At 64.7% G+C, this 25,510-nt stretch carries 24 protein-coding genes and 1 pseudogene; 6 read left to right on the top strand and 19 right to left on the bottom strand.

All coding sequences use genetic code 11. The annotated features are described in order from the left end of the window. Nucleotides 1-190: 190 nt before the first annotated feature. A complete protein-coding gene (locus tag ACSMXN_RS05005; protein WP_022913484.1) occupies nucleotides 191-1,084 on the bottom strand; it encodes a hypothetical protein in 894 nt (297 codons plus the stop codon). Nucleotides 1,085-1,087: 3 nt separating this feature from the next. Further along, nucleotides 1,088-1,792: an RNA polymerase sigma factor SigE gene (gene sigE, locus ACSMXN_RS05000; RefSeq protein ID WP_455407697.1), complete on the bottom strand. Its 705-nt coding sequence runs from the start codon at nucleotides 1,790-1,792 to the stop codon at nucleotides 1,088-1,090. A 169-nt stretch (nucleotides 1,793-1,961) separates the two neighbouring features. On the opposite strand from sigE, the gene ACSMXN_RS04995 reads away from it, so the two are divergent. Together ACSMXN_RS04995 and ACSMXN_RS04990 are read left to right on the top strand one after the other, a co-directional pair. Beyond that, the gene (locus tag ACSMXN_RS04995) at nucleotides 1,962-3,332 is read left to right on the top strand and encodes an aminotransferase class V-fold PLP-dependent enzyme (protein ID WP_022913482.1); all 1,371 of its coding nucleotides are present in this window, start codon (nucleotides 1,962-1,964) and stop codon (nucleotides 3,330-3,332) included. A 36-nt stretch (nucleotides 3,333-3,368) separates the two neighbouring features. Continuing rightward, nucleotides 3,369-4,007 carry an O-methyltransferase gene (locus tag ACSMXN_RS04990; RefSeq protein WP_022913481.1) on the top strand — a complete coding sequence of 213 codons (639 nt, stop codon included), beginning with the start codon at nucleotides 3,369-3,371 and terminating at the stop codon, nucleotides 4,005-4,007. Between the two features lie 79 nt (nucleotides 4,008-4,086). Here ACSMXN_RS04990 and ACSMXN_RS04985 read toward each other — a convergent pair whose 3' ends face one another. Continuing rightward, a complete protein-coding gene (locus tag ACSMXN_RS04985; RefSeq protein WP_022913480.1) occupies nucleotides 4,087-5,061 on the bottom strand; it encodes a LysR family transcriptional regulator in 975 nt (324 codons plus the stop codon). A gap of 185 nt (nucleotides 5,062-5,246) precedes the next feature. Between ACSMXN_RS04985 and ACSMXN_RS04980 the strand changes: the two are divergent. Beyond that, nucleotides 5,247-6,349: pseudogene (locus ACSMXN_RS04980) on the top strand (saccharopine dehydrogenase family protein). Further along, the gene (gene amaB / locus ACSMXN_RS04975; RefSeq protein WP_022913478.1) at nucleotides 6,346-7,920 is read left to right on the top strand and encodes an L-piperidine-6-carboxylate dehydrogenase; all 1,575 of its coding nucleotides are present in this window, start codon (nucleotides 6,346-6,348) and stop codon (nucleotides 7,918-7,920) included. The pseudogene ACSMXN_RS04980 and the gene amaB overlap by 4 nt, the downstream one beginning before the upstream one ends. A gap of 74 nt (nucleotides 7,921-7,994) precedes the next feature. Here amaB and ACSMXN_RS04970 read toward each other — a convergent pair whose 3' ends face one another. The 7 genes from ACSMXN_RS04970 to glgC form a co-directional block, all read right to left on the bottom strand. Further along, a complete protein-coding gene (locus ACSMXN_RS04970; RefSeq protein ID WP_022913477.1) occupies nucleotides 7,995-9,086 on the bottom strand; it encodes an aminotransferase class I/II-fold pyridoxal phosphate-dependent enzyme in 1,092 nt (363 codons plus the stop codon). A 67-nt stretch (nucleotides 9,087-9,153) separates the two neighbouring features. After that, on the bottom strand, nucleotides 9,154-12,003 hold the full coding sequence (locus ACSMXN_RS04965) for an FAD-binding and (Fe-S)-binding domain-containing protein (protein ID WP_022913476.1): 2,850 nt from the start codon (nucleotides 12,001-12,003) through the stop codon (nucleotides 9,154-9,156). Between the two features lie 84 nt (nucleotides 12,004-12,087). Continuing rightward, nucleotides 12,088-13,260, bottom strand: coding sequence for an FAD-dependent oxidoreductase (locus ACSMXN_RS04960; protein WP_022913475.1), 1,173 nt, complete (start codon nucleotides 13,258-13,260; stop codon nucleotides 12,088-12,090). Then, nucleotides 13,257-14,009 (bottom strand): amino acid ABC transporter ATP-binding protein, encoded by a 753-nt coding sequence (locus tag ACSMXN_RS04955; protein WP_035943913.1) that lies wholly within the window; start codon nucleotides 14,007-14,009, stop codon nucleotides 13,257-13,259. Before ACSMXN_RS04955 ends, ACSMXN_RS04960 begins: the two co-directional genes overlap by 4 nt. A 23-nt stretch (nucleotides 14,010-14,032) precedes the next feature. Next, nucleotides 14,033-14,977 carry an amino acid ABC transporter permease gene (locus tag ACSMXN_RS04950; RefSeq protein WP_022913473.1) on the bottom strand — a complete coding sequence of 315 codons (945 nt, stop codon included), beginning with the start codon at nucleotides 14,975-14,977 and terminating at the stop codon, nucleotides 14,033-14,035. 6 nt (nucleotides 14,978-14,983) lie between these two features. Beyond that, the gene (locus tag ACSMXN_RS04945; protein ID WP_027139475.1) at nucleotides 14,984-15,871 is read right to left on the bottom strand and encodes an ABC transporter substrate-binding protein; all 888 of its coding nucleotides are present in this window, start codon (nucleotides 15,869-15,871) and stop codon (nucleotides 14,984-14,986) included. Between the two features lie 229 nt (nucleotides 15,872-16,100). Then, complete coding sequence (gene glgC / locus ACSMXN_RS04940) at nucleotides 16,101-17,318, bottom strand: glucose-1-phosphate adenylyltransferase (protein ID WP_027139474.1); 1,218 nt, start codon at nucleotides 17,316-17,318, stop codon at nucleotides 16,101-16,103. Between the two features lie 76 nt (nucleotides 17,319-17,394). Here glgC and glgA point away from each other — a divergent pair, with 76 nt between their 5' ends. Continuing rightward, nucleotides 17,395-18,561, top strand: coding sequence for a glycogen synthase (gene glgA / locus ACSMXN_RS04935; protein WP_022913470.1), 1,167 nt, complete (start codon nucleotides 17,395-17,397; stop codon nucleotides 18,559-18,561). Nucleotides 18,562-18,601: 40 nt separating this feature from the next. Here glgA and ACSMXN_RS04930 read toward each other — a convergent pair whose 3' ends face one another. Together ACSMXN_RS04930 and ACSMXN_RS04925 are read right to left on the bottom strand one after the other, a co-directional pair. Next, complete coding sequence (locus ACSMXN_RS04930) at nucleotides 18,602-20,056, bottom strand: M17 family metallopeptidase (protein ID WP_022913469.1); 1,455 nt, start codon at nucleotides 20,054-20,056, stop codon at nucleotides 18,602-18,604. 178 nt (nucleotides 20,057-20,234) lie between these two features. Continuing rightward, nucleotides 20,235-20,402, bottom strand: coding sequence for a DUF3117 domain-containing protein (locus ACSMXN_RS04925; RefSeq protein ID WP_022913468.1), 168 nt, complete (start codon nucleotides 20,400-20,402; stop codon nucleotides 20,235-20,237). 247 nt (nucleotides 20,403-20,649) lie between these two features. On the opposite strand from ACSMXN_RS04925, the gene ACSMXN_RS04920 reads away from it, so the two are divergent. After that, complete coding sequence (locus tag ACSMXN_RS04920; protein ID WP_022913467.1) at nucleotides 20,650-21,438, top strand: enoyl-CoA hydratase-related protein; 789 nt, start codon at nucleotides 20,650-20,652, stop codon at nucleotides 21,436-21,438. 35 nt (nucleotides 21,439-21,473) lie between these two features. Here the strand turns inward: ACSMXN_RS04920 and ACSMXN_RS04915 are convergent, their stop codons facing one another. The 7 genes from ACSMXN_RS04915 to ACSMXN_RS04885 form a co-directional block, all read right to left on the bottom strand. Then, nucleotides 21,474-22,034: a GNAT family N-acetyltransferase gene (locus tag ACSMXN_RS04915; RefSeq protein ID WP_035943911.1), complete on the bottom strand. Its 561-nt coding sequence runs from the start codon at nucleotides 22,032-22,034 to the stop codon at nucleotides 21,474-21,476. A 78-nt stretch (nucleotides 22,035-22,112) separates the two neighbouring features. Further along, nucleotides 22,113-22,547, bottom strand: a complete 435-nt coding sequence (locus tag ACSMXN_RS04910) for a MarR family transcriptional regulator (protein ID WP_022913465.1) — start codon at nucleotides 22,545-22,547, stop codon at nucleotides 22,113-22,115. Beyond that, complete coding sequence (locus tag ACSMXN_RS04905; RefSeq protein WP_022913464.1) at nucleotides 22,544-22,975, bottom strand: polyketide cyclase; 432 nt, start codon at nucleotides 22,973-22,975, stop codon at nucleotides 22,544-22,546. Before ACSMXN_RS04905 ends, ACSMXN_RS04910 begins: the two co-directional genes overlap by 4 nt. A gap of 70 nt (nucleotides 22,976-23,045) precedes the next feature. Next, on the bottom strand, nucleotides 23,046-23,639 hold the full coding sequence (locus ACSMXN_RS04900) for a DNA-3-methyladenine glycosylase I (protein WP_022913463.1): 594 nt from the start codon (nucleotides 23,637-23,639) through the stop codon (nucleotides 23,046-23,048). After that, nucleotides 23,640-24,092 (bottom strand): hypothetical protein, encoded by a 453-nt coding sequence (locus tag ACSMXN_RS04895; RefSeq protein ID WP_022913462.1) that lies wholly within the window; start codon nucleotides 24,090-24,092, stop codon nucleotides 23,640-23,642. Nucleotide 24,093: 1 nt separating this feature from the next. Continuing rightward, nucleotides 24,094-24,645 (bottom strand): TIGR00730 family Rossman fold protein, encoded by a 552-nt coding sequence (locus ACSMXN_RS04890; RefSeq protein ID WP_022913461.1) that lies wholly within the window; start codon nucleotides 24,643-24,645, stop codon nucleotides 24,094-24,096. Between the two features lie 73 nt (nucleotides 24,646-24,718). Continuing rightward, nucleotides 24,719-25,477, bottom strand: coding sequence for an LOG family protein (locus tag ACSMXN_RS04885; protein WP_455407768.1), 759 nt, complete (start codon nucleotides 25,475-25,477; stop codon nucleotides 24,719-24,721). Between the last annotated feature and the right edge of the window lie 33 nt (nucleotides 25,478-25,510).

The raw sequence follows: 25,510 nt of genomic DNA, 5'->3' as shown, positions 1-25,510 counted from the left end.
AGTGTCAGCATCATCCGATAGTGCACGACATCGCTAAGTACCGCAGTTGAAGTCAGTACGAATCGGTTGCTCGGTGTTGAGTCTGCCCGAGCGGCCGAACCGGTCAGCTCGTTGGGGTTGCCGTCAGGCTCGCTTGGTGTAGGCATGGTGGCTCGAGAACGGCCCAGCTGCTCTGGCGGCGGGCCAGCTGTCAGGGAGAGCTGGGTGTAGCGGTCGGCGAGGCGCTGGCCGACGGCAACCCGAAACCTGGGTGCAGGAACGGTGCGGGCGCATTCGGGTGGGCAGCAAGCGAGGAAAACGCGGCGGTCGCGCTGAAGAATGCTCCGGCGGCGGTCGAGGTCGCTCCAGCGGCCGGAACGCTGTTCGACGAGGTGCTCGAGGTCGAACGCACGGTCTGGAAAGCGGGCACGCCGGACGCGGGCGCCCGGCTGGTGTGAACGGCGCCCACGATGCTTGCCGCAGGTGCGTCCTGCCGGCCGTTGTTGGCCAGGCTCTGCACCTGACCACTCAAGGTTCCGACGGCGACAACAGCGGCGGCCGACGCGATCAGGCCCATCGGCAACGCGGCACGGCGGAACGGGTTGTGACCACCGCGACCAGAGGTCGAGGCGCGCGGCTCCGTTGGCCCGTCGGCGGCTGCTGGCGGGCTTTGGACAGCCGTCGAGGCCTGGACGGACTGTGCGGCCTGATCGGAGCGGCCGGACGACTCATCGGCGTCGGGTTCGCTCGACCCGCGCGGGTCGCCGATGGTGGCCGTCATACCACTATTTGCACTGAAAGAGACGAAGACCGGAACGCCGTCGGCGCCCAGGGTCGTCGGTAATCCACGCGACGGCGGCAACGGGGCCGACATCGGCAGGCCGGCCAACCGGTCGAGCAAGCCGGTCGGCAGGCTCGGCGCGGCGGCCGATCGCAGCATCATTGCGGTTTCGCGCTGACCCCGGACCGCGTCAGCGCACTCGCGGCATTCAGCACAGTGTCGCGCGGCCCGGGAGGCAGCAGCAGGAGCGAGTACGCCATCAGCGAAGGCGGCCACGGCATCTTCTGAAAGATGCGGCAGTCCGAAGACGCTTGGCACGGACATCGACTAGTTCACTCCTGCGGATATTGGTTCGGCTTCTGACAGACGACCTAATTCGGACGGACGACCGGCTTCGACCGGCCGGACGCCTGGTGCACGGTGCGCCAAGGCCTCGCGAAGGAGCACGCGGCCACGGTGAATGCGCGATCGCACCGTCCCGACCTTGATGTCGAGGGTCAGCGCGATCTCTTCGTAGGTCAGACCCTCGAGGTCACACAGCACCACGGCGGCCCGAAAGTCGGCCGGCAATGCGTCCAGCGCGCGCTGGATCTCGGGATCGAGGTTGTTCTGTTCGAAAGCTCGTTCGGGGCCAGGGTCCTCGGAGGCGAGCCGGTCACCGGCGTCCTCGGCCAGCGCGTCGAAGCGAATCTTCTGACGGCGGCGGACCATGTCGAGAAAGAGGTTGGTCGTGATGCGGTGCAGCCAGCCTTCGAAGGTTCCGGGGGTGTAGTCGGCCAGTGACCGGAAAACCCGGACGAATGTCTCTTGGGTGAGGTCCTCGGCATCAGAGCGATTACCTGACAGCCGGTACGCCAGCCGGTAAACCCGGTCTGCGTGGTTGCGGACAATCTCGTCCCAAGTGGGCGCGACCCAGTCCGAAGCTGGCGCTGCTGAAGACTCAGCGACACTCGCCGGCTCGGTGGACACACCCGTATCGCGGGCTGTGCGCCCGCCCATCGAACTAGCCACACCCAGGTTCAGCGTGGTCATCGACAAGATCACCCATTTCTGCAGCTGTACCCCGGCCGCTTTGGCTGGAGAACAAGAACCCTCCCAGGTTCGACTGTGTATCGTCTAAACGCCTCAGCAGGCTCTCACGTTCCCGAAAGCCGCGACGTTTTTTCCCGATCGACGTCCGCGCTGTTTAGGCTCTGCCCCCGTGCACACCAATACCGATGCCGGCACCGCGATGGCGCGCTCGCTGGCCGAACTATGCCTCGATCGGCTCCGCATGCAGGCGCCCTTGGACGAATCCAGGACACCTGAGCAATTGCAGGCCAGCGCAGGCGACACGGTCACGCCGGACGGCCTTGGCGCCGAGCGCGCAACCGAGTTGTGGGAGCACGTGCTGGCACCGGCGTGCCTGTCGGTCGATCACCCCCGCTACCTCTCGTTCATCCCCGGTGCGCCGACCAAGGCGGCGGCCGCGTTCGACATGCTGGTCGGCGCGTCCAGCGTCTACGGCGGCTCGTGGCTGGAAGGCTCCGGCGCCGTTTACGCCGAGAACCAGGCCCTGCGCTGGATAGCGGACCTGGTGGGCCTGCCGGACACCTCCGGTGGGGTATTCGTCCAGGGCGGCACCATCGGCAACCTGTCCGCGCTGGTTGCCGCCCGGGCCGCGGCGCGACACCGCCGACACGAGCAGGGCATCGCGCTGCCCGCGCGGTGGTCGGTCGTGCTCACCGGCGAAACGCACTCCTCGGTCAAGCACGCGCTGCAAGAGGTCATGGACGTCGACATCGTGACGGTTCCCGGTGACGCCCGCGGCCGCCTGACCGGCGAGGCGATCACCGCCACCCTCGGCGAACTCGACGCGGCGACCGCAGACGGTATTTTCGCGGTCGTCGCGACCGCCGGATCGACCAACCTCGGTGTCGTCGACGACATCGCCGGCATCGCCGCCGTCGCTGGCGAGCAGGGCTGGTGGCTGCACGTCGACGGCGCGTACGGGGGCGCCGGGCTCGCCGCGCCCTCCGTCCGAGCGCTGTATGACGGCGTGCAGCTGGCTGACTCGTTCATCGTCGACCCGCACAAATGGCTGTTCGCGCCCTATGACTGCTGCGCCTTGCTCTACCGCGATCCGGTGCTCGCCCGCGCCGCCCACACCCAGCGCGCCGGCTACCTCGATCCGGTGAACGTCGAGGGCGAGTGGAATCCCAGCGACTTCTCGATCCAGCTGACCCGGCGCGCACGCGGGCTGCCGTTCTGGTTTTCGCTGGCCGTGCATGGCACCGCGGCCTACACCGAGGCGATCGAGCAGACGCTGACGATCACCCGGGCCGGTCGCGAGCTCATCGATGCCGCCGAGCACGTCCAACTGCTCGTCGAGCCCGACCTGTCAGTGCTGATCTTCGAACGCATCGGTTGGACCGAGAACGACTACGCCGACTGGACGGCGCGACTGCTCGCGGCCGGCTTCGCCTTCGTGACACCCAGCCGGCACAACGGCAAGATCTGCACCCGCTTCGCCATCGTCAACCCGCGGACGACGGTTGCGGATCTGCAGCACATTCTCGACTCGATGCGCTGACTGCGGGTAGGTGCGGTTGTCGGTAGAGTCCCGGCCATGGCCGACGCGTACCTCTCAGTCAGCAGCCTGAGCTATGTCGAGAATTTCATCGCCGAGGACGAGGTGACCGCCGCTGCGCGATCGCGCGGTCGCGAACTCGGTTGCGTTCCGATCAGCCCGGCAGGTGGCGCGACGCTCCGAGTGCTCGCCGCCCTCGTTGGCGCCCGATCGGTCGTCGAACTCGGCACCGGCGCAGGAGTATCCGGGCTGTGGCTGCTGGGTGGGATGCGCCCGGACGGCGTGCTGACCACTGTCGACACCGAGTCCGAACATCAGCGCGCCGCCAAACAGTCCTTTACCGACGGGGGAATCGCCGGCAGCCGTTACCGGCTCATCAACGGTACGGCCAGTGAGGTACTGCCGCGGCTGACCGATGGTGCCTATGACCTCGTGTACGTCGATGCCGACAAGACCGGTTACGGCGACTACCTCGAACAGGCCGTCCGACTGCTGCGAAGCGGTGGCGTGGTTGCCTTCGACAATGCGTTGTGGCACGACCGGGTTGCCGATCCTGCCAGTCGCGACGCCGAGACGGTTGCCTTGCGGGAGCTGGGCAAAGCCGTCCGCGACGACGAGCGCCTGATCGCCGCGCTGTTGCCCGTCGGCGACGGCCTGCTGGTTGCCGCCAAACGCTGACTTTTCTTTTCGCATTGTGCGGCCCGAAGTTTCGGTCTCGGTGCCGCCAACCGAAACGTCGGGCCGCACAATGCGGGGCTCAGACCTGAGCGTTGACTGCTGCCAGGACGGCTTGGATCACCGGACGGTCTTGGCTGCTGCTGCGCGTCAATGCGAGCAGGCGGCGATTCATGGCCGGCTCGATCAAGGGGCGGACCTCGACAGCAGCGACCGCATCGGCCACCGCGAGCCGGGGCAGCACCGCCACCCCGTGCCCGGCAGCAACCGCCCGGACGAGCAGCAGCATGTCATCGGTCTCCCAGCGGACCCGCGGCTCGAACCCCGCGGCCCGGCAGGCGTAGCGCACGGCGCGACCGCACGCCGCCTCGATCGGCGGCATCACCCAATCGGCGTCGTCCAGATCGGCCAGCCTGACACCGGCTGTGGCCGATGCCGTGGCTGCTTTGCCTGTCCTGCCCTTCGGCGACGCTTCGGACGACGCTTCGGACGATCTAGCGGCGGTCACGAATACCAGCGGCTCGGTGCACAGTTCGGTCGCGCTGAGATAGTCCGGCATCGGCACCGGAACCCCGTCATAGACGTCGACCACCGCCACATCGATATCGCCGTGCAACAGTGCCTCGATGCTGCGGTCAGGTTCGGTGACCATCACGCTCAGTTCGAGGGCTGGATGATCAATCGCCAGTTGCAGAGTGGCATCGCTGAGCAATGCCGCTGCTGCCGAAGCGACGGCGCCGATCCGTACCTGGCCGGCGAGTTCATCGCCGAGCCGATCGAGGTCGGCACGAGCCTCTTCGAGCAATTCGAGAATCGCGCGCGCCCGCTCGACCAACGCCTGACCGGCGCCGGTCAGCAGAACGCCACGCGGTGACCGATCGAGCAGGGCGGCACCGGCCTCGCGCTCAAGAATCGTGAGCTGCTGCGACACCGCGGAAGGCGTCAAACCGACGGCCCGCGCTGCCGCCGCGATCGAGCCACGGATGGCCACCTCGCGCAGCAGACGCAGCCGCGTCACCTCGAGCGGAGGCCGTTGTTGCACGGCTTCTGGTAGCACCGCTGCCCGCCTTCTGTGTGTCTGTGGGGTCGGATCGGATCGAAAGTTTCGCGTGCGCTCACGGTAGCTGAGCATCAATTTCTCTAACGGCTACTATAAGCCTCACATAAGCACAACTGCTGAGGGTGACTCCCGATGATCTCGGGGGTGCGAATCAGCACTCACGCGATCGAAAGGATCTGCAGATGGCGCGCTCGATCAATGAGGTTCGAGTCGTCGGCTTGGGAAAGGTCGGTGAGCTGGTTGCGACCCTGCTGGCCGACTCCGGATTCACGGTCACGGCCTACGACGCCCGGGAACGCAGCGAACTGCCGTTCGCGACCAAAGCCCTCGACGTGCGCGACAAAGCCGCGCTGCAGGCAGCGCTGGACGGTGCCGACGCGGTCGTCTCCTGCTTGCCGTACAACCTGAATCTGGGCGTCGCCGAGGCGGCTCACAGCGCCGGTGTGCACTACTTCGACCTGACCGAAGACGTCCCGACCACGAACCGGGTGCTGGAACTTGCCGCCGAGAGCAATCCCAATCCCCGCTCGGCTACGTCCCGCAGTGCGGCCTGGCGCCCGGCCTGATCGGCATCGTCGGCTCCTCGCTCACGAAGCAGTTCGACGAGATCCGCTCGATCGAGCTCAAGGTGGGCGCACTGCCGCGCCACCCCGCCGGGCTGCTCGGCTACGCCTTCAACTGGTCGGCCGAGGGCGTGGTGAACGAGTACCTCAATGACTGCGAGGTGTTGCGATCGGGCCATCGCCAGATGGTGCCGGCCATGACCGAGCACGAACGGGTCGTCATCGGCGGCATCGAACTCGAGGCGTCGCTGACCTCAGGTGGCCTGGGCACGATGTGCGAAACCTACGAGGGACGAGTCCAGCGGCTTGACTACAAGACGATGCGCTACCCGGGCCACTTCGAACTGATGCGTTTCTTCTTCGACGAACTCGGCCTTCGCGACCGACGCGAGCTCGCCGGCGAGATCCTCGTCCAGGCCAAGCCACCGGTCGATGACGATGTGGTCTACCTGCACGCCGCGGTCGAGGGTAAGTCCCACGAATCCGCCGGCACCCAGCTCTACCGCAAGCAGTACGTCCGGGCGTACCAGCCGCTGGAGATCAACGGCCGCAAGTGGCGCGCGATCTCCTGGACGACTGCCGCTTCCGCTGCCGCCGTCGTGGAACTCGTGGCCGACGGGCGGCTCCCCCAGACCGGCTTCATCAAGCAGGAGGACATCGCCTTTGCCGACCTGCTCTCCACCAAGAACGGCGCCCTGTTCGGCGACCTCGGAAAGGTATGACCATGACCACCTTGAATACACAGGGCGAACTCGGTAGCGAACTCGACCATGAGGAACTGAGGGCACGCACCCTGGCGATCCTCGCGCGTCTGGGCGTGACCGATCCCTTTACCGATTCGGGCGATCTGGTCAGCCGTACGCCGATCACCGGTGGCGAGCTCGGGCGGCTCAAGTCGCACAGCGCCGCAGAGGTGACCGACATCGTCTCGCGCGCGCAGGCTGCGTTCGAGCTATGGCGCGTGGTGCCCGCACCCGTACGCGGCAAGCTGGTCCGCGAGCTAGGCGAATTGCTTCGTGAGCACAAGGACGATCTCGGCGCGCTGGTATCGATCGAAGTCGGCAAGATCACTTCCGAAGGCCTCGGCGAGGTTCAAGAGATGATCGATATCTGCGATCTCGGTGTCGGGCTTTCGCGCCAGCTGTACGGCCAAACCATCGCCACTGAACGTCCCGGCCACCGGATGATGGAGCAGTGGCACCCGCTCGGCGTCATCGGTGTCATCTCGGCGTTCAACTTTCCGGTGGCGGTGTGGTCGTGGAACTCCGCACTGGCTTTCGTGTGCGGCGATTCCGTCGTCTGGAAGCCATCGGAGAAGACCCTGCTGACCGGGCTTGCCTGTCAGGCCCTGGTCACCGAGGCGGCGCGGCGGGCCGGCGCTCCGGCCGACATCTCACAACTCGTGCTCGGCGGCGTCGCCACCGGCGAGGCCCTCGTCGACGATCCGCGGGTTGCCCTCATCTCCGCGACCGGTTCTACCCGAATGGGCAAGGCCGTCGCACCCCGGGTCGCCGGTCGGTTCGGCAAGCTGCTGCTCGAACTCGGTGGCAACAATGCCGCCATCGTTGCGCCCTCGGCCGATCTCGACCTCGCCGTCCGCGGCATTGTGTTCTCCGCAGCTGGGACGGCCGGGCAACGTTGCACGTCGCTGCGGCGCGTCATCGCCCATTCCTCCATCGTGGACGAGCTGATCGAGCGATTGAAGAACGCCTACAGCACGTTGCCGATCGGGTCCCCACTGGCAGATGGCACGCTGGTCGGTCCGCTGATCGACGGCGCGTCCTTCGAAGGCTTTGAAAAGGCCCTGCAGGCTGCGCAGTCCGACGGTGGCGAGCTGGTCGTCGGCGGTGAGCGGGTGGTGCTCGGCCCTGAGGGGAGCAGCGCAGACCAGGCGTTTTACGTCCAGCCGGCAATCATGAAGATGCCCGCGCAGTCCGACATCGTGAAGGCCGAGACCTTCTCGCCGATCTTGTACGTGCTGAGCTACGACACCTTCGACGAGGCACTCGCCCTGCAAAACGACGTCGTTCAGGGGCTGTCGTCGTCGGTGTTCACCCTCAACGTCCGCGAGGCGGAGCTGTTCCTGTCAGCCACCGGTTCCGATTGCGGTATCGCGAACGTCAACATCGGCCCGTCCGGTGCGGAAATCGGTGGCGCGTTCGGCGGCGAGAAAGAGACCGGTGGTGGCCGCGAATCGGGCTCGGACTCGTGGAAGGCCTACATGCGCCGCAGCACCAACACGATCAACTACTCGACCGAACTACCACTGGCCCAAGGCGTCGAATTCGTCTAACCGCTGGCGAATCGTGTAACGCTCGGCACCGTATAGATGCCGAGCGTTACACGATTCGCAGGTTTGAGGGCGGGTTAGAGGCCGGCGCGGGCGGCGACCAGTTCGATCCGGTCGTCGGGTTGCACGGCGGCGAGCCGCAAGAATCCCGCGGAGGCGTCGCCGTAGAACTCACCGGGCGAAGCTACGATCCCAGCGCGCTCGGCCAAATCCCTGGCACAGGCCCACGCGTCACCATCGGGAGCAGCGAACCACAGGTAGAACGCCCCGGCCGGCATCTCCGCGGTGAGCCCCAAGGCCGCCAGCACCTCGCGAAGCCGTTCCAGCCGTCGCCAATAGATCTTGCGTTGCGCTTCGACGTGCACATCGTCATCGAGTGCGACGATGGCAGCGTTCTGCACGGGACCAGGCGGCATCAGCCCGGCGTGCTTGCGGACCTCGCGGAGGTAATGCACCAGTTCGGCGTCGCCGGCGTAGAAACCGATCCGCGCGCCGGCGAAGTTGTCCCGTTTGGACAGTGAGTGCAGGGCGATCAACCCATCGGTGCCTTCGCGCAGGATCGTGGTCGCCGGCGCGGCGAACGTGAACTCGGCGTAGCACTCGTCCGACAGCACCGGTATGCCGCGTTCACGACCCCAAGCGGCCGCACGCGGTAGATCGATCAGCTCGCCCGTCGGATTGCTGGGAGAGTTCACCCAGATACACAAAGCCCGTTGGGCATCGGCCGGATCGATCTCGTCCAGCGCGAGGTAAGGTACCGCACGCAATCCCGCGAGTATCGCGCCCATCTCATACGTCGGGTAGCTGATCGCCGGGTAGAGCACGGTGTCCTTATCCGGCGTCCGCAGTTTCAGATACTGCGGGACGGACGCGACGAACTCCTTGGTGCCAACACAGGCAGCCAATTGTGTTGCCGGGTCAACCTCGGCACCGAGCCGGCGAGAGATCCAGCGGGACGCGGCCTGGCGTAAAGCAAGCGTGCCGATGGACGGCGGATACCCCTGTGCGAGCGACGCATCAGCCAGCGCTGCAATCACATTGGCAGGCGGCGGGTCGCAGGGAGTACCGATCGACAGGTCGACGGCGCCACCGTCGAACTTAGCCGCGATCGCGATGATCTCGTCGAGCCGGTCGTACGGGTACGGCGGCGGCACGAAACCCTGGGTCATGAGAGAGCCTTCATCATCAGAGAACCTGTGTTCATCAGAGAACCTGTGTTCATCAGAGAACCTGTGTTCATGAGAGAACCTGTGTGTTTCGCTTGGCAGTGTCAGTGGTGAGTCGTTCGGCCAGCAATTCGGCGAGGTGCTGGCCTGAGCGATCAGCCAACTGATCGAGCTGGGTTCGGCACGAGAATCCATCGGCAAGAATGACGGTTTCGCGATTCGCTGCACGCACGGCTGGCAGCAGATCGTGCTCGGCCACTGCAACCGACACTTCGTAGTGTCCCTTCTCCACTCCGAAGTTGCCGGCCAGGCCGCAGCAGCCGCCGACGGTGCTGACCTCGGCTCCCGCATCGGTCAGCAGCGCCCGGTCGGCGCCGAACCCCATCACCGCGTGCTGATGGCAGTGTGGCTGAGCCAAGGCGGTGACCCCGGCCAGATCAGGCGGCACCCAGCCCCGCTCGGTCAACAGCTCGGCCAGCGTCCGGATGGCTTGCTTGGCCTTGATCGCGCGCGGATCGTCGGGTAGCAACTCCACCGCATCTGACCGGAACACCGCAGTACACGACGGCTCGAGCCCAACGATCGGGATTCCTGAATTCAGCGCAGGTTCCAGGGCGTCAAGGCTTGCCCGCAGCTGCTTTCGGGCGCCATCGAGCTGACCGGTAGAGATCCAAGTCAGGCCACAGCAAACCTGTCGCTCGGGGATGCGCACCGAGAAGCCGGCGGCCTCGAGCACTTGTACGGCGGCGATTCCGACCTCTGGGGAGAAGCCGTTGGTGAAGGTGTCCAGCCAGAGCATGACCGGATCACCCGTGGTCACCGGGTGATTGGCGAACCAGCGCCGGAACGACTCGCGAGCGAACTGCGGTAACGGACGCCGTGGGTCGATACCACCGACCTGCTTGGCTAATGACGCCAACGGTTTCGGCTTCAACGATGCATTCGCCATACGTGCTGTGGCGTTCGTTCGGGTCGCAAGCTTGGCCCATCGTGGCAACCAGCCGAGCAGATAGTGCGAGGCCGGCCGCAGCCGCCTGCGGTAGCGGTGGAAGAGCGCTTCAGCCTTGTAGGTGGCCATATCGACGCCAGCAGGGCAATCGGAACTGCAACCCTTGCACGACAAGCACAGATCGAGCGCTTCGGTGACTTCGGGGGACTTCCAGCCTTCGGTGACGAGGCTGCCGTTGGCCATCTCCTGCAAGACCCGGGCCCGTCCACGGGTCGAGTGGGTTTCGTCTTTGGTGGCCAGGTAGGACGGGCACATCACACCACCCGTCGCGGTCGTGTCAGCCCGGCACTTGCCGACCCCGACGCAGCGGTGCACCGCCGTCGTGAACGACCCGCCGTCGTGTGGGTAACTGAACCCGAGCGGACCGGTCAGCGGTACTGCCTGCGGCAACCGCAGATCAGCATCAACCGGCGCGGGATCGACGAGCACCCCCGGGTTGAGCAGGTTCGCCGGATCAAAGATGGCCTTGACCGACGAGAAGAGCCTTATCGCCTCGGCCGAATACATCAGCGGCAGCAGCTCGCTGCGCGCCCGCCCGTCGCCGTGCTCACCTGACATCGAGCCACCATAAGAAGCAACAAGCTCGGCGGCGGCGAACATGAATTCCCGAAACGATTTGGGACGATCCGCCAGCGGGAAATCCAACCGGACGTGCACGCAACCGTCACCGAGGTGCCCGTAGATCAGCCCGTCCAGGTGATGTTCGGCCAGCAGGGTCGTGAATTCGCGAAGGTATTTGCCGATGTGCTCCGGCGGGACGGCCGCGTCCTCCCAACCTGGCCAGGCTGGTGCGTTGGCCGGGGTGCGGCCACCGAGACCCGCACCGTCTTCTCGGATTCGCCAGAGCCGGCGGGCGTCTTCACCGATGACGACGGTCGAATCGGTTGAGCCGTCCAGCGCAGCGGCCCGAGCGAATTCCTCCGCCGCGGCAACGGCTTCTGCCTGGGTCTGGCCACCGGTCTCGACGAAGAGCCAGCCCCCGCCCCGTGGCAACGGTGGCGCAGCGCTTGGCCCACGCCGATCGATCAAGACCTGAATGAGACGAGAGTCCATGCCTTCCAGGGCAAGCGGCTTCAACGGGAGTAACGCAGGCACCGCGTCGGCAGCGGTTGCCATGTCCGGGTAGGCGAGCACAGCCAAGGCGGTGAACGGCGCCGCCTGGACCAAGACGACCTCAGCCTCCGTGATCGTTGCCAGGGTGCCTTCGGTGCCACCGAAGAAGCGCGCCAGGTTGGCGCCGTTCTCGGGCAGCAGGTGCTCGAGCGAATAACCCGATGTCTGCCGGGAGAACCGGCCGAACTCCGTCCGGATCAGTGCCAGATTGTCCCCGACCAGCCTGCTCAGCGCGGCGGCTTCCGGATCGATCGAGTCTCCTAGCGTCGTGGCCCGCATTGCGCGCCCATCCGGCAGTAGGAGCGAGAGCGCTGCCACGTTGTGCGCCGTCTTGCCGTAGGCCAGCGCGTGCGCACCGCAGGCATTGTTGCCGATCATGCCGCCGATGGTGCAACGAGCCTGAGTCGAGGGGTCGGGACCGAACCGGAGACCATGCTGACCGGCCGCTCGTTGCAGATCGGCGAGAATGACCCCTGGTTGGACGGTCGCTCGCCGCGATTCCGGGTCGATGGCGATGATCTTGTTGAGGTGGCGGGAGAAGTCCAGCACGATGCCCGGGCCGACAGCATTTCCGGCGCAGGAAGTGCCCGCGCCGCGAGCGGTGAACGGCGTGCCAGTTGCGCGGGCGACCTCGAGGGCCAGCGCCACCTCGTCGGCGTGCCGGGGGAACACCACCGCGTTCGGGACGACCCGGTAGTTCGAGGCATCAGTCGAATATTCAGCCCGCCGACGGGTCGACACATCCACCTCGGCGACACCTGCAAACCGAAGGGCGGCGGCGAGATCGTCCGGGGTCACCCCACCATTCTCCCCCGAACCCCGAAGCCCCGGCTGGGCCGGGTCCGCCCCTTGCCGTTACGGCCGATCGGATCGTTACGGGGGTCACATTGCGAAGTAACCGGCGGGCTTCGTGCCTTCAAGGCCGAGGGCGACGGCCGCGCGCGCTGCGATCGGGCCGACCAGATTGCCGGTACCGCAATATCCGCCACATGCGACGACACCTGGTTTCACCTGGGTGACCAGTGGCCGGGCGTCGGCCGTGTAGCCGACCGAGGCTGCCCAGCGGTGCGTCACGCCGATCGGCTGCCCGGCGAAACGGACCGCGGCCTGCTCGATCCACGCCTGGACGTTCGACGTGGGTTCGGCGTCGGTCGTCCATTCCTCCGCAACGAAGCGATCGCGGCCGCCGCCGATGAACATCCGGCCGGACGCGTCCTGCTGGGCATATTCGTAGCCCCATCTCGCATAGACCGGGCACGGCAGCCGCCCGGGTTGGATGGGAGCCGTCGCCAGCATCTGCAGCCTGGCGGTGCGGACCCGCCCCGCCAACTCGGGGAGCAGCACGTCGAGCTTGCCGTCGACGGCAACGACGATGAGCCCCGCGGTCACCGAGCCGTCCGCAGTGACCACCCGGCCTGGCTCAAGGGCGAGCACCGGGGAGTTCTCGTACAGCGATGCGCCTGCCATCCGCGCATAGTGCTCAGCCAGGCCTAATGCCCGCCGGGCCGGGTTCATCGCCGCGTCATCGGGCAGGTAGAGACCGACGCCCAGCGGGCCGTCGTAGTGTTCAACCGCGATGCCGTGCCCGGTGAGCACCCGGTGCTGCTCAGCGCAGTCGGCGAGTTCCGCTGCTTGATCGAGAACTTCGGCAGCGTTGCCTGCCGGGCCCGGCAGGCCCGCGAGCCGGATCGACCCAGTTCGACGGATCACGTCGGTGCCCAGCAGCGTTTCGAGGTTGGCGATCTCTTTGAGCGTCTCCCGGTAGAGCGCCAACGCGTCTACCAGGCCGTCCGGGCCCCAGTTCGCCGCGGCCTGATGCACGGCAATCGCTGGCCCGCCGAGTAGAAACCCGCCGTTGCGGCCCGCTGCCCCCGCCGCCACCCGGCCGGCATCCAGGCCGACGACGGACAGGCCGCGGGCAAGGGCCTCGCCTACTGCCGCCAGACCGCTGCCACCAAGGCCCACGACACAGACGTCTGCGGTGACATCGCTTGCCAGCGCAGGTCGGCCTGGCGTCGATGTCACGACCGGATCGGCGTCCCAGCCGACGCTCACAGCACCTTCGACAAGAAGGCCTTCGTCCGTTCCTGCTGCGGATTGCTGAGCACATCTCGCGGCTTTCCGGCTTCGACGACAACGCCGCTGTCCATGAAGACGAGTTGATCGCCGACCTCGCGCGCAAAACCCATCTCGTGCGTCACGACGATCATGGTCATGCCACCGCTGGCGAGATTGCGCATGACGTCGAGGACTTCGCCCACCAGCTCTGGATCCAGGGCCGAGGTCGGCTCGTCGAAGAGCATGAGCTTGGGCTGCATGGCCAAGGCCCGCGCGATCGCCACGCGCTGTTGCTGACCACCAGACAGCTGGGCGGGATAAGCCTTCTCCTTGCTCGACAAACCGACCTGTTCGAGTAACGCCCGGCCGCGCTCGGTCGCTGCCGCCTTGTTCTCGCCCTTGACCCGAATCGGCGCCTCGATAACATTTTCGAGAGCGTTCATATGGGGAAACAGGTTGAACCGCTGAAAGACCATGCCGATGTCACGACGCTGCTGCGCCGCCTTCTTCGGGTGCAGCTCGTGCAACTTGTTGCCGCGCTCCTCGTAGCCGACGAGCACGCCGTCCACGTACAGCCGGCCGGCGGTCACCTTCTCCAAGTGGTTGATGCAGCGCAGAAACGTCGACTTACCCGAGCCGGACGGCCCGACCAGGCACATCACCTCGCGGGGTTTGACCTGCAGGGTAATACCCTTTAGTACCTGCAGGGCGCCGAAGTGTTTCTGCACGCTGCGCGCGTCGACCATGAGGTTCGCAGCCCCCGGCTCGCTCACGGCCTGCCTCCGTCCGCAGTTTCAGCTGCCTGCGCAGTCGCAAGTGCCTGCAACTGCTTCGTGGTCAGCACCCTGGAAGCGCCACGGGAGTAGCGCTTCTCCAGAAAATACTGCCCGACCATGAGCACGCTGGTGATCGCCAGGTACCAGGCCGATGCGACCAGCAGCAGCGGGATCGGACGATAGAGCACGCCGCCGATCTGCCGGCTGACTGAGTACAGGTCGGCCGTGTAAGGCACGCCGATGACCAGCGAGGTGGTCTTCAACATGCTGATGACCTCGTTGCCGGTCGGCGGGATGATCACCCGCATCGCCTGCGGCAAGATGATCCGGCGCATGGTTTGTGGCCAGGTCATGGCGAGGGCCACGGCAGCTTCATTCTGACCCTCATCAACCGAACCGATGCCGGCCCGAACGATTTCGGCCATGTAGGCCGCCTCGTTCAGGCCGAGGCCCAGAAACGCCATGACGAACGGCGTGAGCCACGACCCGGTATCGAGATGGACGAACTGGTACATGAACGGCACACCGAGGTCGATGTGCTTGTAGATCGTGGTGATCAGGCCCCAGAACACCAATTGCACGTAGATCGGGGTGCCGCGGAAAATCCACAGGTACAACCAGGCGACGCTCTTGAGAACCGGATTGTCCGACATCCGCATAACCGCGAGGAACACCCCGAGCACGATGGCGATGGCCATCGAGATCACGGTGAGTTCCAGGGTTATGAGCGCGGCTGTCGAGATCCGCTGATCGAAGAGGTAGTCAAAGAAGGTCGACCATTGGTACGCGTCGTTCGTGGCTGCGCCATAAACAAACAGCGCGAGCAGAACGACGAGTACAACGGCGACGATGATGCGCCCGGGTCGGCGCAACGGGACAGCCTTGATCAGATCATCCGGAGGGATGTCACTCTCTGGAGCGTCCGCCTGGTGAACCATCCTCGATCAGCTCGTGGCGCCGTTGATCTTGGCTTCGGTCACTGCGCCAGAATCATCGCCCCACTTGGAGACAATCGTCTTGTAGGTACCGTCGGTGATCAACGCCTGCAGCGCTGTCTGGATCGGCTTGACGAGGTCGCTGCCCTTCTTCATCGGGTAGCCGTACGGAGCGGCGTCATAGATCTGACCAGCGAGCTGAAGCTTGCCTGCACTCTGCTTCACGCCGTAGGCGGTGATCGGCGAGTCAGCGATCATCGCGTCTGCCTTGCCGAGGATGACCGCGGTCGTGGCGTCGTCCTGCTTGTCGTACTTGAGCTTGATGATCGGCTTCTTCCCGGCGGCGACGCAGGCCTTGCTGCGCGCTGGTTCGTCGTCGGTGTCCTGGATGGTGCCGGTCTGCACCGCCACCTTGAGTCCACAAGCGTTGTTCGGATCGACAGTTTTGCCCGCGCCTGATGCCCACTGGCTGCCGGCGTTGAAGTACGTCACGAAATCGACCGTCTTCTCACGCGTCTTGTTGTCGGTAAAGGACGAGACACCGATGTCGTACTTGCCGCCCGTGATGCCGGGAATGATGTTGTCGAAAGTCGATTCGACGTAAACGGTCTTCAGCCCGAGCTCACCGGCTATCGCGTCCATCAGGTCGACGTCGAAGCCGATGATCTTTCCGTTCGCGTCCTTGTATTCGTTCGGCGCGTACGTCGGGTCGATGCCGATCGTCAGCGACCCTTTGGTGACCAGATCGGCTGGGACGAGCTTGCTCAGATCGTTTTGCGCAGAGACGCTCACCGATCCGGTTGGCGTCGAAGAGCTCTCGTTGTTCTTCGCACAGCCAGCCAGGGCAAGGGAGCCGACAACAGCCAACCCCATGACGGCCACTACAGATCGTCGCATCAACACAGCTTTCGAACCTCCGGATCGGATCATTCACATCATTTGTCGAAGGGACTCTAAGCCCTTCATACGGCATCGTGCTCCATTCGCCTTTGCCGCAACGGAACCGTAACCGGGAAGCGCGTGATTGTTAAGAACCGATTGTCTCGAATCGGTAACTCGCCGAATCCCCTCAAGACGGTCAACCATGTCAAATAGCACCGAAATGTTCGGTCACGCGTATGGCAAGTCACGCACCCGCACGCTCCGCCTTGCCCAGGACGACCACACCACCCTCGGAGACGTGATATCGCTGCCGATCGAGCTCGAGGTCCACCCCGATGTGCGCGCCAGGCTGAACGACAACGTTCTTGTCGAGAATCGCTCGGCGCACCACTGCGCCTTCGCCGATCACGACGTTGTCCATCAACACCGAGCCTTCGACGTAGGCACCGTTACGAACCTTGACGTTCGGCGACAGGACGCTACCGCGCACCGTCGAACCCGAGATGATGGTGCCCGCGCCCACGATCGATTCCTGAGCCAGCCCGCCGTCGACGAACTTTGCCGGCGGCAGCTGCTCGTGATAGGTGTAGATCGGCCAGGCCGAGTTGTAGAGATTGAAGATCGGATGCACGCTGACGAGGTCCATGTTGGCGTCGTAGTAGGCATCCATCGTCCCGACGTCGCGCCAGTAGGCCCGATCGCGATCGGTCGAGCCGGGAACCTCGTTGTCATTGAAGTCGTAAACCCAGGCGCGATCGCGTTCAACCATCCACGGCATGATCGAACCACCCATGTCGTGCACCGAAGTCGGGTCCTGCGAGTCGGCCCGGAGTGCTTCGACCAGAGCTTCAGTGGTGAAGATGTAGTTACCCATCGATGCATAACTGACGTCAGGTTTGTTCGGCAGACCAGGCGGATCCGCAGGCTTCTCCAGGAACTGCAGAACGCGACCGTCGGCAGCAGCATCGATGACTCCGAATTGATCGGCCTGTTCGCGGGGCACCTGGATTCCGGCGACCGTGACGTCGGCGCCAGAGGAGAGGTGCTGTTCGAGCATCTGCCGGGGGTCCATCCGGTAGACGTGGTCGGCCCCGAACACCACGATGTGCGTGGGGTTGTCGTCGGTGATCAGGTTCATCGATTGCAAGATGGCATCGGCACTGCCCGTGTACCAGCGGGGCCCGAGGCGCTGTTGGGCAGGCACCGGCGTCACGTAGTTGCCCAGCAGCTGAGACATCCGCCAGGTCTGGGTAATGTGTCTGTCGAGCGAATGCGATTTGTACTGGGTCAGCACGCAGATTCGCAGGAATCCCGCGTTGACCATGTTCGACAGCACGAAGTCGATCAACCGATAGTTACCTCCGAAGGGCACCGACGGCTTGGCCCGGTCCGCCGTGAGTGGCCATAGCCGCTTGCCTTCGCCGCCTGCCAGGACAATTCCAAGTACCCGCACGCCCGCCATGATCGTCACCATAGCCTCATCACGATCGGCGACACAGCGTTTCCGCGCGGCAACCCAGGCGATAGGGTCAGAAGCTATGCGAGCAGCGCTGATCAGCCGTGAGTACCCGCCCGAGGTCTACGGCGGCGCTGGGGTGCACATCGAATTCTTGGCCCGCGAACTACGGCACCTCATCGACGTCGAGGTGCACTGTTTCGGTGCGCCACGCGACGAACTCGGAGTGCACTCCTACCAGGTGCCACCGAGCCTGGCATCGGCCAACGCGGCACTCGGGACGATCGGCGTGGATGTGGAGATGACCGCGGCGCTTTCGGGAGTCGATGTCGCGCACTCGCACACCTGGTATGCGAACCTCGCCGGCCACCTGGCGAGCCTGCTGTACGACATTCCCCATGTGTTGACGGCTCATTCTCTCGAGCCGCTGCGACCCTGGAAGGCCGAGCAACTCGGTGGTGGCTATCGGCTGTCGTCATGGGTGGAGCGCAGTGCCTACGAAGCGGCCGCGGCGATCGTCGCGGTTAGCACGGCCATGGCTGCCGACATTCGGGCCGCCTACCCGTCTGTCGACCCGGCGAAGGTGCACATCATTCCGAACGGGATCGACACCTCGCTGTATGCGCCCGTCCCGGAGCGAGACGTCCTGGCCCGGTACCGGCTCGATGACCAATCGCCGATCGTCTTGTTCATCGGGCGAATCACCCGCCAGAAGGGTGTTGCCCATCTGCTGAGGGCCGCGCAGAGATTTCCGGACGGCGTGCAGTTGGCTTTGTGCGCCGGCGCCCCGGACACCCCTGAACTCAGCGCCGAGATCACCGCGATTGTGGCTGAGCTACAAGCAGAACGCGACGGGATCGTCTGGATTCAGGAGATGCTTCCGCGCGACCAGCTCATGCAATTGCTGACGGCCGCCGATATTTTCATCTGCCCGTCCATCTATGAGCCGCAGGGCATCGTAAATCTTGAGGCGATGGCGTGCGAAACAGCGGTAGTCGCCTCGCGGGTCGGCGGAATCCCCGATGTGGTGGTCGAGGGTCAGACCGGGCTACTTGTCGACTACCACGGCGAGTCGGCGCAGCAGGCGTCGGAGTTTCAGGGCGGCCTAGCGGCAGCGGTGAACGCCCTCATCGATGATCCGGCGCTGACCAGGGCCATGGGCGACGCGGGGCGAACCCGAGCCGTGACCGAGTATGGCTGGGACGCGATCGCCGCCCGCACGGTCGAGTTGTACCGCTCGCTGCTGTAGGCGCTGCTCTTCTGGGTTCTTGCCAGGCTCTTACTACTCGCTACTGATTCTCGAGGTATCGAGCCAGGAGCCGGACGCCGTAGCCCGTCGCGCCGCGGGAGAAGATCGGGCCTTCTTCAGCCGCCCTCGCCGGACCGGCAATGTCCAGATGTGCCCACGCAACCGAGCCGGCAAAGGGCTGCAGGAACAGGGCGGCGGTAATTCCACCCGGGTTGCCCGGGTCATTGCGAGCATCGGCGACGGAAGAGTCCAGCAGCGACGAATACTCGTGCTCCAACGGCATCCGCCAGACCTGCTCGCCGGAATCGATCGCCGCACCTTCCAGGCCTGCGGCCAGCTCATCGTCGTTGGCGAAGTACCCAGCGACCTCAAGCCCTAGCGCCACCTTCATGGCGCCGGTCAAGGTCGCGATATCGATCACGACATCGGGCTTCAATCTTGCGACTGCATAGGCGATCGCGTCCGCCAGCACCAATCTGCCTTCGGCGTCGGTGTTGCCGATCTCGGTGGTGCGGCCGCCGAAATGGGTGATCACGTCCGACGGTCGCATCGACGTGGCCGACACCGAGTTCTCAGCGGACGGAACCAGCGCGGTAACCCGGATCGGCAATTTCTGCATCGCTGCGTACTGAATCGCGCCGAGCACCGCGGCGCCGCCGCACATGTCAGTGTGCATCATCCGCATGCCGCCCGCGCGCTTGAGGTTGAGCCCGCCGGTGTCGAAGGTTATGCCTTTTCCGACCAGCACGACGTGCTTCAGTGGCGCCGCTCCGCGAGCCCGACGCGGCTGGTAGCTGACTTCGATCAGCCGAGGCCCGGAGGCCGAACCGCCGCCGACCGCGAGGACTCCCCCGAAACCTTGCTCGCTCAGCCAGTCCTCGGCCCGTACTGCCACTGTGCAGCCCGCGGCTACGAGTTGTGATTCCGCCAATTCACCCAAGTGCGCAGGTGTGAGGACTGAAGCGGGCGTATTGCCCAGGTCCCGGGCCCAGCCCGCTGCATCAGCAGCCTCGTCGCCGGCAGTCAGGCCAGCTTCGTCCAGCTCCCCGATCAGATCCACCACGTGAAGTTTGTCGTCGGCCGCAGCGCCGATCCCGAATTCGTAGCTGCCGAGCACGAGGCCTTCGGCGAGGGCCCGGCTGTGCTCGTAGGTGTCTGCATCGATGGCGACGGAGACGGTCTTGGCCTCGTCGAGATCACGCACGGCCCGTCCGACGGCGACGGCAGCCTGCCGCAGATCATCAGCGCCACCGTCGCCCAGACCGACGATCAGGACGTTTGACGGCACGTGGCCAGGTAGCGGAACCGAATGCAGCGCACCAGCGTCAGCTGACGGTCGCTCGGCTGAAACGAACAATGCTGCAGCTTCAGCCGCTGGGACCGGCAACGACGTGTCGCTGGTTTTGGCCAACTGGGGGCCGCTGCCGTTGTCGAATGCGCCGACCACGACGACATCGCAGATCTGGGGCTCTTCGGGAACCTGCAGCAGAATCAAGGTCTACCTTTTCTAGGCTGACAGCTCTGGGCCGATAACTTCTGGGCTAGCAACTTCTGCGGAATTTATGGGCTTGCGACTTTGGAGATGAATCAACCCCAGCCGTTCGCGAAGCGGTCCTCGCTGATCAAAGGGATCTGCGAGCCGAAGTCCGCGTACGACTGGGGTTGGTATGCCACTAGCTGACTGCGGCCGACAACGCTTCAGAAAGCGCAGATGCCTCGTCGGCAGACAGCTCGACGACCAGACGCCCGCCGCCTTCCAGTGGAACGCGCATCACCAAGCCGCGCCCCTCTTTGGTGACTTCCAGCGGACCATCACCCGTCCGCGGCTTCATCGCCGCCATGCCTGCCTCCTATTGTGATCAGAACTGCGTCAATCCAACCCGACCCAAGACAGCAGAACGGCATCGGACCGGGTAGTGCTGGTCACATTGTCCCGCATGGGAGGTGATCAAGCCAAAACGGGATCACCCTCGGGTTCGGTATGCAAACTCACTCTCGGCTACGGCACCGAGGATGACGCCGCGAGCCTGGCCCTAAACGTGGGTATTTTTACGCCCGGACGAGGGTCGGGCCGGTTATGGTGTGGGGATGGCTGATGTGCTGTTGATCGACCGTGCTGACGGGGTCGCGACCCTGACCTTGAATCGGCCGGAATCCATGAATTCGCTGTCGGTCGAGCTCAAGGACGCTCTCGTTGAGGCGCTTGCCGCGGTCGGCGCGGATGATTCGGTCCGCGCGGTCGTGTTGACCGGCACCGGGCGAGGCTTCTGTGTCGGGCAGGATCTTGGCGAGCACACCCTTTTACTCGAGAGCGACGATCCAACACCGCTGCGGACAGTGCGAGATCACTACAACCCGATCACCCAATCGCTGGCCAGCATGCCCAAGCCGGTGATCGCTGCCGTGAACGGGACGGCGGCGGGAGCAGGAGCGTCCTTCGCTTTCGCCTGCGATTTCCGCATTGTCTCCACCGCGGCGAAGTTCTTGCTGGCCTTCGCGAATGTCGGCCTCGGTTTGGACAGCGGCGTCTCCTGGACACTCCCCCGACTGGTCGGCAGCGGCCGCGCGTTGGAGCTGGCGTTGCTGGCACAGCCGATCACCGCCCAGATCGCGGCCGACTACGGTCTGGTCACCGAGCTCACCCCGCCCGACGACGTGCTGCCAACCGCCCAGGCACTTGCCGCGAGGCTTGCTGCCGGGCCCACAGCGGCGTATGCGGCGATCAAGCAAGCGGTTCATTTCGCCGCTTCCCACGACCTGGCCGCATCGCTGGAGAACGAGGCTGTTCAGCAAGAGAAAGCTGGATCGACGATTGATCACAAGGCGGCAGTCGCTGCCTTTGTAAAGAAGGAAAAGCCGGTTTTCGTCGGTCACTGACATCCGGCACATCGGGCCAGCTCCAATCGGGCCGGCTACATCGGGCCGGATAGGTCTGTCCGCAGCAGGCTAGCTATCCATAAGTCAGCCGGGACCCCGTTGTGTTTGGCGCGACTGCGCAGGATGCCTTCGTGGCGGAATCCGCAGTGTTCGGCGACTTTTCGGGACGCTTCATTACCGACCAAAGCCTGCCATTCGATTCGTTCGATGCCCGGCTGGGCGAACGTCCATTGGCACAGCTGACCGACAGCCGCCGTCGCGACGCCACGTCCGCGCGCCCACGGACTGACCCAGTAGCCGATCTCGAGGACGCCTTCACCTGGGCTGCGCGGAAAGCCGATGGAGCCCAGCAGCTGGTTTCCGGCAGGGTCGACGATGGCGAAGGACGGCAAGCCGGCTGCCCACCGCTCGGCTGTGCTGTTGACGAAGCCTTCGGCATCATCGCGGCCGTACGGTGATGGCACCTGCGTCCAGCGCTGAATTTCTGAGTCCTGGCAGGCCAGGTACACCTCATCTGCATCCTCGGGAGCCCAGTTGCGCAGCACCGTCAGCGGACCGCGCAGGATCGTCGCCGGGTCAAAGACAGTCGCAGTCATACCTGGCACCATCGCACAGCTTCTGGCGTACGGGCCAGCGGTTAAACGCCACCGTGCGCGCCTCGGGATGCGGTCCGGCTACCGGCTCGTGCCAGCGATCCGCTGCAGGATCGCGACCAGGGCTGGAGCCTCGGCGCCGAAGACCTCAGCGTCGGCGGTTTCGACGACCACGATCGCACTGCGAGCAAGGTCCGCCCCTTCCTCGGTGACGTGCAAATGCCTGGCCCGGTTGTCACTCGGTGCGATCGCACGTTCCAGAAGACCTTTTGCCTCGAGCTTGCGTAAAACCTGAGACGTCATCTTGACGTCCGTCCCGGCCTGGCGTGCGAGGTCTTGTTGGTTCGGCGTATCTCCTCTGCTTTCGAGCCACCAGGCACATGCCAGCAGGACGAACTGCACGTGCGTGAGATCGAGTGGTTGCAGCGCCGCGGTGATGGTGCGCTGCCAGAGCAGGGTCGTGTGCCAGAGCAGAAAGCCCGGGCTATCGGCCGGACCTCCGGCGAATCGGGTCACGGTGCGGGCAGCGATGCCTGGGCAGCTGCGATCAGATCCTGCATCGCGGCCGGAAAGTCCGCGCTGATCTGGGCGCCGAGTTCGGGGCCAGCCTGATCGGCACCCGCACCATCGATCTCGAGCTGGTGCGTGATCCGGGTACCGCCGTTGCCGAGGTCGCGCAAGGTGTGCCGGAACAGCAACGTCACATCGCCGAAGCTGGTCTGATCGGCATAAACCTCATTCTCGACGAGTTCGGTAATCCGCGATTGAAAAGTGTCTTGGCCTTGGGGCGTCACCGAAATCTCGGTGCCCACCGCAAACGGGCCGTGAATCTCGAATCGATCGCTCGCCTCGCTCAGCGCCGTACCGGTGTGCAACGCGCGTAGCGCCGACCAGATCTGCTGCGGTGAGACGGCCGTGTCGGTGCTGTACTCAGTGCTCCACATGATCTTCTCCCTCGACTGGTATTAGTCTGCGCAAAGATTATCTTCGCGCAGACTAACCGTCAAGGGTGGCTTATGAGGCCTCTTTGGCTCGCCAGCAGTAGGAAACGTGGTCATCGACAATTCCGGTGGCCTGCATCAGCGCGTAGGCCGTGGTGGGGCCGACGAATGCGAAACCGCGGCGCTTCAACTCTTTGGCCATGGCCTTCGATTCAGGCGTCGTAGCGACCAGATCAGCCATCGTCTTCGGCCGAATGTGCTTGGCTGGGGCGAAAGACCACAGAAACTGATCGAGACCTTCCGGAACCGCGGTCGAGATGACCCGAGCATTGTTGATCGCCGCGTCGACCTTTGCGCGATTACGAACGATGCCGGCGTCGGCGAGCAGCCGTTCACGATCAGCACCGTCGAACTCAGCCACGGCGGCGATGTCGAACTTCGCGAACGCAGCACGGAAGTTTTCTCTCTTGCGCAGAATCGTCAACCAGGACAAGCCGGATTGGAACGCTTCAAGGCAAAGCCGTTCGAACAGCGCGTCCTCGTCATGAACAGGGACACCCCATTCGTTGTCGTGATAATCCAGATACTCCGGCGCGCTATCGCCCCAATCGCAGCGACGTCGTTCCACGCGTTGTTCGGCCGGTTGTTCGGCCGGTTGCTGAGCCATTCAGACGTCCCGCTGGCTCTGGACAGGTTCAGTGCTCGCTGCCGGACCGGCGTTTTCACGTTGCGTCGCCGGCCGAACCGCTGTGTGGTCAGTGGCATTTGTGCCGGTGTCAGTTCCGGCATCCGTTGCGGCGTACGTTTCGGAATCGCCGGTGGCGGTTGGGTCACCGATACCGCGTAGACGCGCAATCTCTTCATCCCGCACAACGATCTCGGCGGCGAGGCGGTCAATCAGATCGTCGGTCTCAGCGAAACGGTAGCCGCGAACCGTCACCGGAATGCGAATGACGTCGAGATCTTCCCGCACCATCCGTCGATCAGCGGGCAGCTCGAAGGGACGGCGGTCTGACTGCGGTTTGAACGAAAGCCCGTCGGGCAGCAACGCCACCACGGCATAAAAGAGCAACGCCGCCACCACCACTGCGATGAGCCCGTACCCGATGAAGACTGCCACTCTAAGATCCTGACACTGATTGCGCGATCACCGCAAAAGCATCGTCCGCGGACTTCACTCGATGCAGCTGGTCAAAGGCAGCCTGCCGAGCGAAGCCGCGTTCGACGAGGACCTCGATGAAGGCCCACAACGGGGCGTAGAAGCCGTCCAGATCAAGGACGATTACCGGCTTGGGGTGCATACCGAGAGAACCGGCCGTCCACACCTCGAAAAACTCCTCCATAGTGCCGATGCCGCCGGGGAGCACGAGAAAGCAGTCGGCGTGGGCGTCCATGATCGCCTTACGTTCTCGCATGGTGTCAACGACCACGAGCTCGTCGGCGTCGTTGTCTGCTACCTCATACGGAATCAGATGTTGCGGTATGACCCCGAGCGTGTGGGCGCCGTGCTCGCGTGCTGCGCGTGCGACCGCACCCATCATCGAGACCCGGCCGCCGCCGGACACGAGTCGGTGACCGCCGCGCCCGATCCGCTCGCCGACTTCGGCAGCGAGGTCCAGATATCTGGACTCGATATTCGTGGCGGACGCACAGAAAACGCAAATACTAGCCATGGTTTGGGATCAGCCCTCGAGGTCAGCAGCGTTGGTCTTAGCGGTGTTCGGCCCCGCGGTGTTCGGTCCAACGCTATTCGGCATCGTGCGCGCCAGCCGCCTTGGCTTCGGCGAGCGCGGCCCGCTCGCTGAGATCCTGCGCCGACCGATCATGATCAGACTGGACGATCAGGTGGACGGCCTCCTCGACACTGCTGGTCACCTGGATCAGGTCGAGGTCAGCGGCAGCAACCTTGCCCTCGGCCAGCATCGTGTTGCGAATCCAGTCGAGTAGACCCGACCAGTACTCCGCGCCGTACAGGATCACCGGAAACTTGGTGACCTTTCGAGTCTGTACCAACGTCAGCGCCTCAAACGTCTCATCGAGGGTGCCGAAACCACCCGGCATGATCACGAAGGCCTGCGCGTATTTGACGAACATCGTCTTGCGCGCAAAGAAGTAGCGAAAGTTGATACCGATGTTGACCCAGTCGTTGAGCCGCTGTTCGAACGGCAATTCGATGCCCAGTCCGACCGACTTTCCGCCGGCTTCGTTGGCACCACGGTTCGCAGCCTCCATCGCACCCGGGCCACCGCCGGTAATGACGGCGTAGCCGGCCTGAACCAGGGCCGATCCGAGTTGGCGTGCCTCGGCATAGTTCGGATGATCAATCGCCGTTCGCGCCGAACCGAAAACCGAGACGGCTGGGCCGAGGTCAGCAAGCAGTCCGAAACCCTCGACGAACTCGGCCTGAATCCGCATCACCCGCCAGGCGTCGCTGACCCGTTCTTGCAGTAGCCGCTGGTCGGCGGTGACCCGATAATCCAGGCTTGGTGGCTCGTTGCTGGCCAGTTCTTGGCCACGCCGATAGGGGCCACGCTTCTC

Source organism: Parajatrophihabitans canadensis (assembly GCF_053764775.1).
Note: the sequence above shows the minus strand (reverse complement) of the source record. Positions and strands in the feature narration are given on the sequence as shown.